At 45.4% G+C, this 15,287-nt stretch carries 17 protein-coding genes; 12 read left to right on the forward strand and 5 right to left on the reverse strand.

All coding sequences use genetic code 11. The features are described from left to right. Nucleotides 1-190: 190 nt before the first annotated feature. On the forward strand, nt 191-550 hold the full coding sequence (folB, locus tag K941_RS0107095; protein ID WP_029103070.1) for a dihydroneopterin aldolase: 360 nt from the start codon (nt 191-193) through the stop codon (nt 548-550). A 15-nt stretch (nt 551-565) separates the two neighbouring features. Next, nucleotides 566-994, forward strand: coding sequence for a 2-amino-4-hydroxy-6-hydroxymethyldihydropteridine diphosphokinase (locus tag K941_RS0107100; protein WP_029103071.1), 429 nt, complete (start codon nt 566-568; stop codon nt 992-994). Between the two features lie 25 nt (nt 995-1,019). Here K941_RS0107100 and K941_RS0107105 read toward each other — a convergent pair whose 3' ends face one another. After that, nucleotides 1,020-2,342 (reverse strand): DUF2868 domain-containing protein, encoded by a 1,323-nt coding sequence (locus tag K941_RS0107105; protein WP_029103072.1) that lies wholly within the window; start codon nt 2,340-2,342, stop codon nt 1,020-1,022. Further along, the gene (locus tag K941_RS0107110) at nt 2,332-3,162 is read right to left on the reverse strand and encodes an RnfABCDGE type electron transport complex subunit B (RefSeq protein WP_029103073.1); all 831 of its coding nucleotides are present in this window, start codon (nt 3,160-3,162) and stop codon (nt 2,332-2,334) included. The genes K941_RS0107105 and K941_RS0107110 overlap by 11 nt, the downstream gene beginning before the upstream one ends. 170 nt (nt 3,163-3,332) lie before the next feature. On the opposite strand from K941_RS0107110, the gene argC reads away from it, so the two are divergent. Both argC and K941_RS0107120 read left to right on the forward strand, forming a co-directional pair. Then, nucleotides 3,333-4,415, forward strand: a complete 1,083-nt coding sequence (gene argC, locus K941_RS0107115; protein WP_029103074.1) for an N-acetyl-gamma-glutamyl-phosphate reductase — start codon at nt 3,333-3,335, stop codon at nt 4,413-4,415. 85 nt (nt 4,416-4,500) lie between these two features. Then, nucleotides 4,501-4,713: a heavy-metal-associated domain-containing protein gene (locus K941_RS0107120; RefSeq protein WP_036387788.1), complete on the forward strand. Its 213-nt coding sequence runs from the start codon at nt 4,501-4,503 to the stop codon at nt 4,711-4,713. A gap of 64 nt (nt 4,714-4,777) precedes the next feature. Here the strand turns inward: K941_RS0107120 and K941_RS0107125 are convergent, their stop codons facing one another. From K941_RS0107125 to K941_RS0107140, 3 genes are all read right to left on the reverse strand, one after another. After that, nucleotides 4,778-4,993 (reverse strand): hypothetical protein, encoded by a 216-nt coding sequence (locus tag K941_RS0107125; RefSeq protein ID WP_029103076.1) that lies wholly within the window; start codon nt 4,991-4,993, stop codon nt 4,778-4,780. A gap of 36 nt (nt 4,994-5,029) precedes the next feature. Then, on the reverse strand, nt 5,030-5,275 hold the full coding sequence (locus K941_RS0107130; RefSeq protein ID WP_029103077.1) for a histidine phosphatase family protein: 246 nt from the start codon (nt 5,273-5,275) through the stop codon (nt 5,030-5,032). A 144-nt stretch (nt 5,276-5,419) separates the two neighbouring features. Continuing rightward, entirely contained in the window at nt 5,420-6,415 is a 996-nt protein-coding gene (locus K941_RS0107140; protein WP_029103078.1) for an adenosine kinase, read from the reverse strand. Between the two features lie 133 nt (nt 6,416-6,548). On the opposite strand from K941_RS0107140, the gene rlmN reads away from it, so the two are divergent. The 8 genes from rlmN to K941_RS15070 all read left to right on the forward strand — a co-directional run bounded on the left by rlmN (nt 6,549) and on the right by K941_RS15070 (nt 15,192). Next, nucleotides 6,549-7,736, forward strand: coding sequence for a 23S rRNA (adenine(2503)-C(2))-methyltransferase RlmN (rlmN, locus tag K941_RS0107145; protein ID WP_036387790.1), 1,188 nt, complete (start codon nt 6,549-6,551; stop codon nt 7,734-7,736). A gap of 219 nt (nt 7,737-7,955) precedes the next feature. Next, nucleotides 7,956-8,783 carry a type IV pilus biogenesis/stability protein PilW gene (pilW, locus tag K941_RS0107150; protein WP_029103080.1) on the forward strand — a complete coding sequence of 276 codons (828 nt, stop codon included), beginning with the start codon at nt 7,956-7,958 and terminating at the stop codon, nt 8,781-8,783. Beyond that, nucleotides 8,780-9,589 (forward strand): helix-turn-helix domain-containing protein, encoded by an 810-nt coding sequence (locus tag K941_RS0107155; RefSeq protein ID WP_029103081.1) that lies wholly within the window; start codon nt 8,780-8,782, stop codon nt 9,587-9,589. Before pilW ends, K941_RS0107155 begins: the two co-directional genes overlap by 4 nt. Before the next feature lie 10 nt (nt 9,590-9,599). Continuing rightward, a complete protein-coding gene (gene ispG, locus K941_RS0107160) occupies nt 9,600-10,718 on the forward strand; it encodes a flavodoxin-dependent (E)-4-hydroxy-3-methylbut-2-enyl-diphosphate synthase (protein ID WP_029103082.1) in 1,119 nt (372 codons plus the stop codon). A 133-nt stretch (nt 10,719-10,851) separates the two neighbouring features. Further along, on the forward strand, nt 10,852-11,523 hold the full coding sequence (locus K941_RS0107165) for a YceI family protein (RefSeq protein ID WP_029103083.1): 672 nt from the start codon (nt 10,852-10,854) through the stop codon (nt 11,521-11,523). A 299-nt stretch (nt 11,524-11,822) separates the two neighbouring features. Then, the gene (locus K941_RS0107175; protein WP_029103085.1) at nt 11,823-12,674 is read left to right on the forward strand and encodes a substrate-binding periplasmic protein; all 852 of its coding nucleotides are present in this window, start codon (nt 11,823-11,825) and stop codon (nt 12,672-12,674) included. A gap of 350 nt (nt 12,675-13,024) precedes the next feature. Next, nucleotides 13,025-14,302: a histidine--tRNA ligase gene (gene hisS / locus K941_RS0107180; protein WP_029103086.1), complete on the forward strand. Its 1,278-nt coding sequence runs from the start codon at nt 13,025-13,027 to the stop codon at nt 14,300-14,302. 86 nt (nt 14,303-14,388) lie between these two features. Continuing rightward, nucleotides 14,389-15,192 carry a YfgM family protein gene (locus tag K941_RS15070; protein ID WP_036387794.1) on the forward strand — a complete coding sequence of 268 codons (804 nt, stop codon included), beginning with the start codon at nt 14,389-14,391 and terminating at the stop codon, nt 15,190-15,192. Nucleotides 15,193-15,287: the final 95 nt, after the last annotated feature.

The raw sequence follows: 15,287 nt of genomic DNA on the forward strand, positions 1-15,287 counted from the left end.
ACCGTTCGTGGTGAGCTTGTCGAACCATAACGGTTTTCCGCCACCCCTCAACAAGCTCGGGGCGAACGGAAAGCCTAGTTTTGCAGGAAGTCTAATTTGGAATTGTAGGGGAAAATCACATTTGCCCTATGTTAATAGTTAATATTTGGAAAATATAATTTCTCTACCAATTTTATAAATGAGACAGATAATGAACGACATTGTTTTTATTCAAGGTTTAAAGATTAACACCCTTATCGGTGTCTATGATTGGGAGCGAGCCATTAAACAATCACTGGTGATAGATTGTGAAATGGCGTGCGACATGACCCAAGCAAGCCAGACTGATGACGTGGCGTATGCCATCAATTACAAAACGGTGTGCGAAGACATAGAACGGCTATGCCACAAGATACAGGCGAAATTATTGGAAAAACTTGCCGAAGAGATTTGTGCCTATCTGCTCGCCCATTACCCTTGCCAAACCATTACGCTCACCATTCATAAACCGAACGCCATAAAACAAGCAGGTAGTGTGGGCGTAAAAATCATTCGCCATAAATCTGCATAAGTATTTTAATTAAAAATGATACACCAATATATCATCGCCTTAGGCAGTAATCATGATAGCCAGATGAGTTTTAAAATCGCCCTTGATGAATTAAAGTTATGGGGCGATGTGGACTTGTCGTCTGTAATCATTGGTAAAGATTTTACAGGCAAAACAGAACTCATCTATCATAATGCCGTGATGATGATAAAGTTATACAAGCCGATGAATTATGATGAATTTAATGAACTATTAAAAAACATAGAAACACAATGCGGACGAGAGCAGAATAATTTAAAAAAGGACAGTTTAAAAAAAGTAGCTATTTTAAAAGTGGCTATGGATTTGGATGTTTTGGCGTATTATGAAAATGATGAATGGTGTATTATTAAAAAACGCTTGCCCTTTAAAAATCATGAAAAAACGGGACTGATTGAAATTGCCCCGTTTTTATTAATTGATTAATTAATTTACAAATAAAACCAATTTATCAATTTATCTGTTCAATATTTCGCTCGTTTAATGCATCTCGCCATTCATTGACATAACCGCCACCGTGCAAGAATTTGACAATCACGCCATAATCGCTATTTTGGCGAATCAAATCCACTTTGCGAAGTACGCCCCTATCAGGCAGGATACGGCAGTCCACGCCGAGTAGAATTTGGGCGTGTAGGGTGCTAGCGATTTGGGTGAGATACAGCACGTCTTCTTTGGTATCAACCGCCCCTAAGTTTTTGACATCATCGCTCAGTCCGTGCCATAGCTCATCATTGCTTGCCCATTCTAAGGTTGCCACGACTTTTTTGTGAGTGCTAAGGGTGGTTTTGGTGGGTGTTGGCGTGCGTGGGGTGAAGTCGTCTTTATCAACAATGGTTTGGTTAAAGGTGCGAAGTAAGTTTTCGTAATAATATAAATTAGGGTCAATGGCGAAACGCTCACGGGCATTAAAATGGCACAGCAGGTAAGCACACAGGCGAGGTATCATGCCATAGACCACCACCGACAACATCATGAGTGTGGCAAGGCGAGCAGGGGGAACATCGCCCCGAGACAGGCTAATTTGGCTGGGTATCTCAAACCCAAACAGGCTTGGCACAAAGCCCAAACCCTTTAAAATCATGGCAAAATGGCTTTGGGATAACAGCGTGGACTCCCACATAAAGGCATAGCTTTTGAACAAAAACAGCATGAGCAGGGCAAGGACACTGCCTGCCAAGCCACAGAGCCACGCCTTGTGAATGATTTTGCCGATTTGCCATGCGGTGTTTTTTTGAAATTCTTCTTGATAGATGTCAAAGGCTTCGCTTTCTATGGCGGATTTGGGGCGAAGTCGGTCTAGCACGCCATAAATGCTAGAATAGCGGTTGGGGTTATTGAGTCCCACAAACCACAAAATAAGCGTAACCGTATGCCAGCCGAGCAATCCAAGCAGTACATAGAAAAAATTAACCACGTGCGTGCTAAGCAGTCCAAGCACCCCCACAAACCCAGCCACGAACGAGATACCTGCATAGAGCCTGCCAACACCTTTCACCAAAAAATCGCCTTTGTGCAGGGCGGTTTGTAAGTCGCCTTGACTGTCCATGAGCGTGGCACGATAGATGAGCTTATCGGTGGGCGTGCCGTCTGATGAGCGAGCAAGGTCGGTGGCGACTTTGGGGTCGGTGGCAAAGATAAAACCTGATTTCTCTAAGCGTCTGACTAGGTCAAGCTGTTTGTGTGTGGCAGGGTCTATCTCATGGGCATTACCCAGATTTTTTAGGCGAATATTTTCTAATGACATGGCGTGGCTCGTGGGGTTATTGCTCAAATTCTCGCAATTTCTGCGTTAAATTGTCAAGTTCGTCTTGTATGGCAGGGCTGTTTTTTACGCTTAGCTGTTTGGTGAGTTTTTTGATTTGGGTGCGGATTTTGGCAAGTTCAATGGCGTTTTTGGCGGTGTCTTTGTCCATGGGTGTGCCACTTGGCTCGCTCATGACGTTCGCCATGACCGACTCAACCGAGCTGACCACAGGTTTGGTGCCGTCCGTGATACTTTGGGCGACACGGTCAAGATGGCGATGATAGCGAGTGCGTAGATGTGCCTGCTCGTCCACTCGCTCGCTGGGTGTGATGGTGCGTGGGTGTACTTCTAGGCGAATGCAGTCCACAGGGCAGGGCGGTAGGCACAGCTCGCAACCTGTGCATAGGTCGGTGATGATGGTGTGCATGTGCTTGGCGGTACCGATGATGGCGTCCACAGGACAGGCAGGGATACATTTGGTACAGCCGATACAGTCGTTCTCATCGATGATGGCTCGTACCTCCACGGGGCGGTCGGTGGCAGGGTCGGTTGTCCATTTGCTGGTGGTGGCGTTCAGGGTGGGACGTGGGTCGCCATGCTTGGCAAGCACCGTGCCGATGGCGTCCGTTACCGCTTGACCACCCGGCACGCATAAGTTATGCGACTCGCCACGCACCGCCACGCCATAGGCATAGGGCAGACAGCCGTCTGGGTGTCCGCACAGACCGCACTGGGTCTGGGGCAAAAGTTCGTCTATCTGCTGGACGATGATTTTTTGGGTGGGGGTTAGGCGGTCAAGGGCTAAGGTGTTAAATAAAATCGGTAGGCAGGCTAAGCGGTCATTCATGGCGACAGGCTGTGAATAAAAGGGGTATTATAACAAGTTTTGGCAGGTTGTGCGAATTTGTGATTGGTGTGTGGCAGGCGTGATGTTAAATGGTGGATTTTATTTGCCAAAAGGAGTAAAATTCTTTATAATCCAAGGATTTATTCAATGATTTTTATTTAGGAAAACCCGTGTCAAAAATTAACGTTGCCATCATCGGTGGCACAGGTTATACAGGCGTTGAGTTGATACGTCTGTTATCACGCCACCCCCATGTCACTATTAGCCACTTGACTTCTCGCAGTGAAAAGGGGCGGGTGGTGAGTGAGATTTTCCCGAGCCTGCTTGGTGTGTGCGATGTTGTGTACAGCGACATGACGGATGATGTCATGGACGAGATTGGCAAGGCGTGCGATGTTGTGTTTTTTGCTACGCCACATGGGGTCGCCATGAGCCACACACCACGCCTTATCGCACAAAGGGTGAAGGTCATTGATTTGGGGGCGGATTTTCGTTTGCAGGATTTGGGCGAGTTTGGCAAATGGTACGGATTAGAACATACTTGCCCTGATGTGTTGGCGGAGGCGGTGTATGGCTTGCCTGAGATTCACCGTGAAAAAATCAAATCCGCCAAGGTCATTGCTAACCCTGGTTGCTATCCCACCACCGCCATTTTGGGGTTAAAACCTGTGATAGACACCCAAAACAGTGCAGATAAACCGTTGATTTTGCCAAACATTATCATTGATGCCAAATCAGGCGTATCGGGGGCAGGACGTAATGCCAAGATGAACCTGCTATTTAGTGAATTATCCGACAATTTCTCTGCCTATGGCGTGGCAGGTCATCGCCATACCCCTGAGATAAGCCAAGGCGTGCATGCGTTCTTAGGGTCTAAATTTACCCAAAAAGTGCGGTTTGTCCCTCATCTTGTACCGATGATTCGGGGCATGTTTAGCACCATTCATCTGACCTTAACCGATGACGGTAAGGCGTTAAATTGGCAAGAGATTTTTGAAAAAGTGTATCAAAACGAGCCATTTGTGGACGTGCTTGCCAAAGGAGTGCTCCCTGATACCCGTTCGGTGCGAGCGTCCAACCGCCTAAAAATCGCCGTTCATCAAGATGATGATGCCTTGACTGTGCTGGTCGTCCAAGATAATTTAGTGAAAGGAGCGAGCGGTCAAGCGGTGCAAAACATGAATATCCTGTGCGGATTTGATGAGATGTGCGGGCTGGGCGTGGATTTTGGCGGTTGTGCGGTTGTGCCTTGAAAAATATGTGTTTATCCCAACATAAAACACACCACTTGATTTTAGCGGTTGAATTTACCAATTTAATTTATCAAAGGAGTATATCATGGCAATTGAAACCCTAACCCTAAAAGTCTTTGGCATGACCTGTGATGGCTGTGTGCAAAGCGTGCATAACGCCATTAGCGACATCGCAGGCGTGCAAAATGTGGAAGTCAATCTACCCTTGGAGCAAGCTGTCATTGAATATGACGACACCCAAGTGGATAAGATTGAGCTGATTCGTGCGGTAGAAGATGCAGGATTTAGTACGACCTAAGATAAATATAGACATAAATAAAAGGCTAATCCTATGGGTTGGTCTTTTTTTTATACGTTAGGGATTAGGCAATCCATGCCAAATTTTTGACATCATCCGCCACATCTAGCCGGTACAGCACGGTGTTATGCATGGGCATGGCGGTTTGAAAAGCACGAAATCGCCTGATGTCGCCATTATCACGCACAGGCAGATTCATGAGTCGATAGGCAAAAATCCCATGCCCAAAAAACAGCGTATTATCATCAAACCTACCGATAAATGTATCTACCCGCTCCATAAACTCGCCAAAGCTGTCCGCCCCACGCCATGTCTGTCATCTAGCCCCACCGTTTGCCACCAGTTGGCATTCATCAGACGGCGTGCATCCACCGAGATGTCTTTGATGATTTAACTCATCAAGCAGGTCATGTGCTTGTGGCATGTCATAATACCGACAAAAGGGCAGGGCGGTCTGTTGTGTGCGAAGCATGGCAGAATGATAAATGTGGCTTGGGCGTATGCCCAGCTGTTGCCAATGGGTAAGGCGGTCTTTGGCTTGGATGTGTCCTTTTTCGGTCAAAGGAATATCAGCATTGGGTAGGGCGTGCCACCAGCATTGGCAAGGCTTTCGTCATGGCGGATAAAATATAGACTTTTCATGGTGTTTGTCCTATTAAAAAAGGCGAACTTTGCCCGCCTTTTATATCTATATCAAATTTTAAATTTACCCCAAAACCGTCTCTTTGATCAAGCCATACTCCGCTTTGGGTAGCCTTGCTCCAAACTGGCTGACCACACGGCTTGCCACCGCCCCTGCCAATCCCACGCACGCCTGATAATCCGCCCCTTGTGCTAAGGCGTACAAGAACGCCCCTGCAAAATTATCGCCTGCCCCGTTGGTATCTACCACGTCCGCAGGTGGGACATCATACAGGCGAACGCTGTCTTTGTCTGCCACGGTAGTGGGGTTTGCTCCGTTGGTGATGACGACTACTTTGGCGTGATTTAGCAGGGCATGAACCGCCTGAATGTCATCATCTGTCTCGGCAAAGAGTTTGGCTTCGTCCATGTTGCAAAAAATCATGTCCACACCGTCAGAAAGCCACGACATCACACCGTCTTTGGCAAAGCGAACCACCGCAGGGTCAGCGAAACTTACCACGATTTTAACACCTTGTGCTTTGGCGGTTTGACACAGTTTGCTAATGGCATCTTGTACGGATGGGGTCATGGCAAGATAGCCTTCTAGGTATAGATATTTTGCCCCAGTCAGTGCATCAAAATCCACGTTCGTCTCATCAATCTGCCCACTGACCGCCAGATTGGTCTGCATGGTACGCTCGCCGTCATCGGTAACCAGCACCGCACAAGTGCCTGTTGCCCCTGCCACTTCGGCTTTACCGCCGTCTATCGTAACGCCCATGTTTGCCATGTCGGATAGATAAAACACGCCACGCTTGTCATGCCCCACTCGGCAGTTATAAAAGGACATGCCACCCAATGCCGAAAAACACGCCACCGTGTTGCCTGCCGAACCGCCCCCTGCTTGCTTGGTAGGCGTTAGTCCGTGTGTGTTTAAAATGTCAAATAAAGCGGTCTGCTCGTCCGTGTCGGCAAGGGTCATGTTGCCTTTGGTGAGTCCTGTTTGGGTCAAAATCTCATCGGTAAGTTTAAATTCGGTATCAAGAAGGGCGTTACCAATGGCGACAAGTTGGTACATGGGGTTTCCTTATGATTTAGAAAATGAAAAATGCCATTATAACAAAATTTGCCAAAATTGCCCGTTAAATTCATGACTTTATCAGATTTTTTTTGTATAATACGCGGTTAATTTTTTAAAATAAAACAACACCATGACCGTCAAAATTCCTGTCATTCACACGCCCGACACGCCAAACACCGACCAAAAATCCAATCTTTTGGGCATGTCAAAAGATGAGCTTTCCCAATTTTTTGTGAATATGGGCGAAAAGGCGTTTCGTGCCACGCAGGTGATGAAATGGATTTATCAGTTTGGCGTTACCGACTTTTTTGAGATGACCAACTTATCCAAAGCCTTGCAAGCCAAGCTCGACAAAGTGGCGTGCGTGGTACCACCGGCTGTCAAATTCAAGCAGTTTAGCGAGGACGGCACTCGTAAATGGGTGTTCGAAGTGGCAGGCGGTTCGCTTGTTGAGACCGTGCTCATCCCTGCCGAGGACGGCAAGCAGTTTGGGCGTAAGACCTTGTGCGTGTCTAGCCAAGTCGGCTGTGCGTTGGACTGCTCATTTTGTAGTACGGGCAAACAAGGCTTTGAACGGGATTTGACCGCCAGCGAGATTATCGGACAGTTGTGGGTTGCCAATCAGTCCTATATGCAAGGCGTTGCCCCAACCGAGCGTGAAAACCGTGTTACCAATGTTGTCATGATGGGCATGGGCGAGCCACTATTAAACTACGAGCCTGTCGTGGCAAGCATGAGCCTTATGCTTGATGACCATGCCTTTGGCTTATCCAAACGCCGTGTTACACTCTCCACGTCTGGCATCGTGCCAAAAATGTATGACCTTGCCAAGGACATTGATGTGGCTCTTGCCATCAGTTTGCACGCTCCTAATGACGAACTGCGTAACGAGCTTGTGCCTATCAATAAAAAGTACCCGTTGGCAGAGCTTATCCGTGCCGCCAAAGCCTACGTCTATGATGAAAATCCCCGCCACAAAAAGCACGTTACCATTGAATACGTCATGCTACATGGGGTAAACGACAGCGATAAGCACGCTCATGAATTGGTGGCGTTACTGGCGGATTTGCCAAGTAAAATCAACCTAATTCCCTTTAACCCTTTTCCGCACGCTCCTTATGGGCGGTCTAGCAACAACCGCATTCATGCGTTTAGTAATATCCTAAATCAAGCAGGCTTTGTGTGTACAGTCCGCCAAACTCGTGGCGATGACATTGATGCAGCGTGTGGTCAGCTTGTGGGGCAAGTGGCGGACAGAACACGGCGAGCCAAAAAATGGCAAGAGAGCATCCAAAAACGCCAAGACCAAAAAGCGTGATGGTTTAAAAATACGATGAAACGACAAGATTTTGGTAGGAAAAAGGCAAAAATATTGGCAAAAATTATTGATAATTGTTAGAATGGCGATTATTTGTCCGCTGTATTTGTTCAATGCCAAATAAGTATGTAAGTTTTGGGGCTGTCAGTATGGATTTGATGCCCTACTTAGGTTAAGACAAAACGGTTAATTTTAAATCATAGTCATTATGGTAAAGTCATGAAATATTTAGTCATTCCTGTGCTATTGACCGCCTTATTGGCAGGATGTCAGAGCACCTCACAAAGTTCGAGTACGGTTTATCAAGGCACTGACCCATCACAGCGTAAACGTGATAAGTCTGAGCTTGCCCAAGCACGTACTGCTCTGGCGGGACAGTTTATCGCCCAAAGACAGCTTGATGCCGCCAAAAGACAGCTTGATGAAGCGTTAGAGGCGGACAGCCGTTATGCTCCCGCCTATGACATGATGGGCAATCTACTTAGGATAGAGGGTAGTCCTAGCAATGTCGCCAAAGCCGATGAGTATTTTAAAAAGGCGATTAGCCTAGACCCAAATTTTACCCAAGCACGCAACAACTATGGCGTGTATCTGTCAGAGCGTGGGCGTTACCAAGAGGCGATAGAGCAGTTTAACATCGCAGGGGGCACGCTCGGCTACCGTAACCGTGCAGGGGCTCTTGAAAATCTAGGGCTGACTTATTTGAAAATAAACAACCCAGCAGCGGCAGAAGTGGCCTTTAATAAGGCGATGGAAACCGAGCGTGGGGCAGTCGTGGCAAGGATGGAGATGATTGATATTCTCATCAACAGACGTGAGTCTCTAAAAGCCAAAGAGTATTTTGAGGATTTAAAGAGCTTGTCCCAAATGCATGGTCAGCCCATGCCACCACGTCTGATATACCAAGGCATTCGCCTAAATATTTTACAAAACAATCGCCAAGAGATTCAGCGGTTGTCCAGTCAGCTTCTGTCGCAGTATCCGCTGTCCGATGAAGCAAAAAAACTAAAACAATGGCTAAATAACCCAACGGGAGCATTACAGTGAGTCAAACCAACGACAAACCAGCATCAAACACAGGTTTTGGCGGTAAATTAAGAAGTGCCAGAACGTCTCGGGGTTACTCACTTGATGCGGCGGCAGGCGAGCTGAACATTCTAAAACGCCATGTGCAGGCGATGGAAGAAGAGAACTTTGATGCCCTGCCCCAATTTGCGTTTGCTCGGGGTTTTGTGGTCAACTATGCTAAGTTTTTAGAACTTGATGCCGATGAGTTCGCCCGAGAGTTTGAAAGCATCTATCCTGAGGGCAAACGCACCAAGCGTGTTGAGGACATCAAAGCGCCACTGGCGCCCATGGGTACCATTGAGCGTGGGCGTGGGGGCATGCGATTTAATCCATGGCTCATTGCGGGGGTGATTGCTTTAGTGATTTTTGGGTTTGTGCTATTAAAAATCATATCCAGCGCAGTGGGTAAATCAGATGAGACCAATCCAACGACCCAAACACAAGTACTAAGTCCGAGCGAACAAGCCCAAGGAGCGGCAGTCGGGGCGTCAGGTTCGGCATTAAACCTAGGTACAAATGATGGCGAGCCTACTACCCAAGCTGTGGCAGGACAAGGCGTGATTGATATTTGGTCAAAGGGTGATGTGAATATCAAAATCACCGACAAAAATGATAACGTGCTCATGCAGGGCTTGCAGTCTCGTGGCGGTTATCAGTTAAAGGGCGAGACACCCTTTACCGTTGAGATTGACAATCCTGCTCAGGTGGATTTGAACTTCAACCAACGCCCCATTCGCTTGGGCGAGCATACCCAAAACGGCAAAGCTACCCTAACCTTACAATAAGCGAGTCATCATGAGCCATCACAGTCCCATCAAACGCCGTCCCACTCGCCAAATCATGGTTGGCAATGTCGCCATCGGTGGCAACGCTCCCATTAGTGTGCAGAGCATGACCAACACCAACACTTGCGATGTGGATGCCACAGTCGCCCAGATACAACGCTGTGTGGATGCAGGGGCGGACTTGATGAGGGTCTCCACGCCCACAATGGAGTCCGTGGAAGCCTTTGCCCAAATCAAAAGACAGGTAAACATTCCGCTCATTGCCGACATTCATTTTGATTATAAAATCGCCCTAGCGGTGGCGGACGCAGGGGCGGACTGCTTACGCATTAACCCGGGCAACATCGGCAATGACCAAAAGGTGCGTGAAGTGGTGGCTTGTGCTCGCCACCATAACGTGCCTATTCGTATCGGTGTCAATGCAGGCTCGCTTGAAAAAGATTTGCAAAAAAAATATGGCGAACCGACAGGGCAAGCCATGTTGGAGTCGGCATTACGTCATATTGATATTTTAGAAAAACTAAACTTTCAAGACTACAAAATCTCAGTCAAGGCGTCTAACGTTTTTTTGACCCTAGATGCTTATCGGCTTATCTCGGCAGAGGTGGATTGCCCGTTGCATTTGGGCGTTACCGAGGCTGGTGTGTATCGTACAGGCACGGTCAAATCCGCCATTGCACTAGGTGGGCTTTTGCTTGACGGCATTGGCGACACCATGCGGATATCCTTGGCAAGTCCGCCTGAGGAGGAGATTAAAATCGGTTTTGATATTTTAAAATCGCTAAACATTCGCTCCAATGGCGTAAACTTTATCGCTTGTCCGTCTTGTAGTCGTCAAGAATTTGACGTGATTAAGGTCATGAACGAGCTAGAATCTCGCCTAGAAGACATCAGAGAACCGCTTGATTTGTCGGTCATTGGCTGTAAAGTCAATGGACCGGGAGAAGCCAAAGAAGCAACCATTGGCGTGGTGGGGGCAAGCCCAAATTCGCTCGTGTATAAAATGGGACAAAAAAGCCATTTGATTGATACCAAAAATTTGGTGGACGAAATAGAACAAATGGTGCGTGAAAAAGCCAAAGAGTTGGCAGATAAACGAGCCAATGAGATTATTAGGGTGGCTCAATAAAATTATCATTTGGCATTTTAAGGCACGCTTGCATTTTGCATTTGTTAATGATGGGTATTCTCCGATACATAAATGCTCTTGCCGACTTTAATAGATTATTTTTTAATTTTATGTTTTTATATGAGGTAATGTGATGAAACATACTTTTGTTTTGGGTCTTCTTATCCTATCATTTGGCATGTATGGTTGTGCCAAAGAAGAAAATTTTGCCGAACAGCCTGCTGTGGAGAGTAACCCCCCGCATGGTGTCCAAATGGCAGAAAAGTCAAATGAACTATCCTCTTGGATTTTAGATAAGGCAGACATTAGGTTTTACAGCACAAAGACCGATAAGAATGACAATGATATTGTCGAGGAGGGTGTTTTTAATACCTATTTTGGCTATTTGGATAAGCAAGGTAACCTAAAAATGGAGATAGAACTTGACAGTGTTGAAACTGACATCTCTATCAGAAACCAAAGAATTAAAGAATGGCTTTTTGAGACAGAGAGATTTCCAAAAGTGGAGATTCAATCTCAAATAGATTATGACTGGATAAATACTCTTGGTGTTCATAAAGAAGTAAGTAAAGTGCAACCACTGACCATTTCTTTTCATGGCAAGACAATACAAACCGAGGCGTCTCTTAAAATCATAAAGTTGGATAATAATACAATAAATGTGATGACACAGGAGCCTGTTCACTTAAATCTGTTAGAACTTGAAATGATGCAGGGCTTAAATAGCTTAACAGAGGTGATGAATTTAAAGAGTATTAGTTATTTGGTGCCAGTCAAATTTCAAGGTAATTTTAAGAAACCTTAAATGATACAGCTAACAAAATTGAATTTTACCACGGAAACTGTTTGTTCTGAGCTATTTTCCGTCATGGTTCGACAGGCTTACCACGAACAGAAAACCGTAGCACTTTTTCATTTTGTAGAGTGTATTTATCAAATCATGCATAAAATGACTTTGCACTTAATTGGTTATATTGATATAAAATCTTACGCCTTAATAACACCCAAGATAATAACGCAAATCAATCATAAAGATGATTTGTAAATGCTTATCTCGTATTTGTGTTTGTATATTTAATGGCTTTTACTTCTTGGAATTTATTTATGAAAAAAAATATTTTATCATTCATGATAGTTTTATCATGTTCTTTATTAATGTCTGCTTGCTCAAATTCTGACAATTCATTAAATAATGATGAAAATAAACAATCAGGTATTAATGGCAATGTTAGTACCACTCAAAAACCATTCGCTCAAAAATCATCTTTTGATGTTAAAGTTGGTCTTATGTCGTCTTCAACTGGCAATGCGCCAATTATTTTTATTGACGAAAAGGGAGATATTCAGGGTTTTGAGTACGATATCTTAAAAGAAATAGATAAGCGTTCTGATTATAATTTTCAATATGAATATCAGCCAAGAGATAACCTTTTTAATCTCATGAATAATAAAGAGATAGGTATTATCGCAGGTATTGAGATTAGTGAGCAACGAATTCAAAAATATAATATGACCAACTCTTATTTGGATGTTTATCCGATAACTTTGCTAAGTCAGAATCCAAAAATAAAGAAATTGGAGGATATTGGGAAAAATTCAGCAGTTGTTAAAGAAGATTCAATGCAAACCACATTTGCAATTGTCAAAGATTATGAAAATAATTATGACGATGCTAACATAAACTATACAGTCAGTGATTGGATTTCTGTACAGACTCTTTTAAGAGATGATGCTCAGATTGCAATTGGTAATTCTGTTACCATGCCTTATTTTTATTCAAAATATTCAACAAAAAAAGACCCTTTGTATTTTTCCATTGATTATGACTATCCGCAAGAATCTTATGGATTTTTGATAAACAAAGAAGATGTGGACATGATGAATGACATAAATAAGCACATTTTAGATATGAAAAGTGATGGCACTTATCAAAAGATATTTAAAAAGTGGTTTTAGTTTTTAACTAATAACAAAAATGATGTTAATCTAAATTGAGCTACTCTCTGCAAAATGAAAAAGTGCTACGCTTTCTATTCATGGCGAGCTTGTCAAACCATAGAAGAAACCGAATTTTTGATAAGCTTAGGGTGAATGGTTTGTGTAGTAAAATTTAAGATAGTAGTCCAAAAAGTATGCCAAACTAGGTTTTCCGTTCGCCCTGAGCCTGCCTGCGGGTAGGAAAACCGTTAGGTTTCCCAAGCTCACCACGAACGGTTTTCTTTGTAGCATACTTTTTGAAGCAGAGCCAAATTTAATTTTGCTAGCTGTATCTTTATCTTTTTGATAAAACTGACTTAGGAAAAAACATGAGTAAACTTACCGCCATTCGTGGCTTTAATGACATTTTGCCAACCGACACCGCCAAATGGCGAGCGGTGGAGAGTGTTTTAACCCAAGTGCTAGACGGTTATGGGTTTAGCCAAATCCGCCTGCCTATGGTGGAGGAGACCGACCTGTTCGCCCGTGGCGTGGGCGAGGCGACCGACATTGTCGAAAAAGAGATGTTTGGCGTGGTGCATGGCAACCAAAATACAGGCAAAGACGAGAATGAAAAATCGTTCACGCTCCGCCCAGAGGGGACAGCAGGGTGCGTGCGTGCGGTGGTGGAGCATAATCTGACACGTGGCGACACGCCAAAACTGTGGTACATGGGGGCGATGTTCCGCTACGAGCGTCCGCAAAAGGGACGTTATCGCCAGTTTACTCAGCTTGGGGTGGAAAGCATTGGCTCGCCCCTGCCTGACGCTGATGCCGAGCTGATTGCGATGACGGCGATGATGTACAAACGCCTTGGGATTTTTGACCATGTAATGCTGCAACTCAACACGCTGGGTGAGGCTCATGAGCGTATCGCTTATAAGACGGCATTGGTTGAATATCTGACCGCTCATTTTGACGGGCTAGATGACGACAGCCAACGCCGTGTCAGCACCAACCCCTTGCGAGTGCTTGACAGTAAGGACGAGCAGACTCAGGCGATTTTGCTTGGGGCTCCGAAGTTGTCCGACTTTTTGGGCGATGAGAGTCGTTTGCATTTTGAGCAGGTGCAAAACTACCTGCACACGCTTGGCATTGATTTTGAGATTAACGAAAAGCTCGTGCGTGGGCTTGACTACTATAACAAAACCGTCTTTGAATGGGTAACGGACAAATTAGGCTCACAGGCGACTGTGTGCGGTGGTGGGCGTTATGACGGGCTTGTTGGCATCGTCAAGGGCAAGCCTGAGCAGAGCGAGCCTGCGGTGGGCTTTGCCATGGGGCTTGAACGCTTGATGTTACTCATGGAAACTGTCAATCCGATTGCCGATACTGCCGACTGTGATGTGTTTGTCGTGGCAAGCGAGAGTGTGTATATGAATGCCGTGCTATACGCCAATGAGCTACGCACATACCGCCCAAATATGCGTGTCAAAATGGCATCCGCCACCAGCCTAAAATCACAAATGAAAAAGGCGGACAAGTCGGGGGCAAAATTTACCGTGATTATCGGTGATGATGAAGTTGCCAATCAAACCGTGTCGGTCAAAAATATGGCGACAGGGGAGCAGGCAAGCCGTGCGATGACGGATTTTGATTTTGAGTAAGATTTGTTGGTGTTATAAAAGTTTAACGGTTTTTAAATTATTGATAAAACCAAATTTAACATTAAAAGCATTTTAAGAGTTAGTAGATGAGCGATGAACTGATAGTAAATGACAAACAAGCCATGTCCGCCCTAAAACAGCACGGCAATAAAATCGTGTGGGCGGTGATTTTGGTATTGGCAGGGTATTTTGGCTGGGATTTTTATCAAAAAAACTACGCCAAAGTGGATACGGTGGCAGCTGATAGCTATACGCTAATCACCGAGAAAAATGATGCGTTTGTCCATCAAGCCGATAAAGAAGCATTAGGCAGGGACCAACAGGCTTTGTTTGCGGATATTGATAAATTGGTGGCGAACCATGGCAAGACCGCTTATGCATGGCAGGCTCTCATGATAAAGGCACGACATCAGTCAGATAACGGTCAGCACACCGAGGCGGTGGCAACCCTAAAACAGGCAAGTCAGATAAACTTGGATGATGAGGGGCTGAATGCAATCACTCAGCTAAGACTGGGGCAGTCGCTATTGGCGGCAGGTAATGCTGATGAGGCTTTGACGGTGGTCAATGGTGAGTTTCCTAAGGCGTTTGAGAGTTCAAAGCAAGAACTACTGGGCGACATTTATGTCTTAAAAAATGACAATGAGAATGCCAAGCAAGCCTATCAGCTGGCGTGGGATGGACTGACTGAGCGTGGCGAGAGTCGCTCACTGCTTAGCCTAAAAATGCAAGCACTGGGCATGACCCCAACGCCCATCACGCCCAAACACCAAGTAGTGGCAACGCCAGTCCAAGCTGATGCGGACGTGACAAGTGCCAATGCCCAAACAGTGGGTGCAAATGATATACTGTCAAATGAGAATGAGACAGTACAGGGTGGCGGCGAGTGATGACACAAAGTGGCAATACAAACACACCATTTATCAACTCATCCTAAACAAAACTTTGCTAAAATTAATGCGTTTTAACTGATACACCCAAGAGA

The organism is Moraxella caprae DSM 19149 (assembly GCF_000426885.1).
Taxonomy (GTDB): Bacteria; Pseudomonadota; Gammaproteobacteria; order Pseudomonadales; family Moraxellaceae; genus Moraxella; species Moraxella caprae.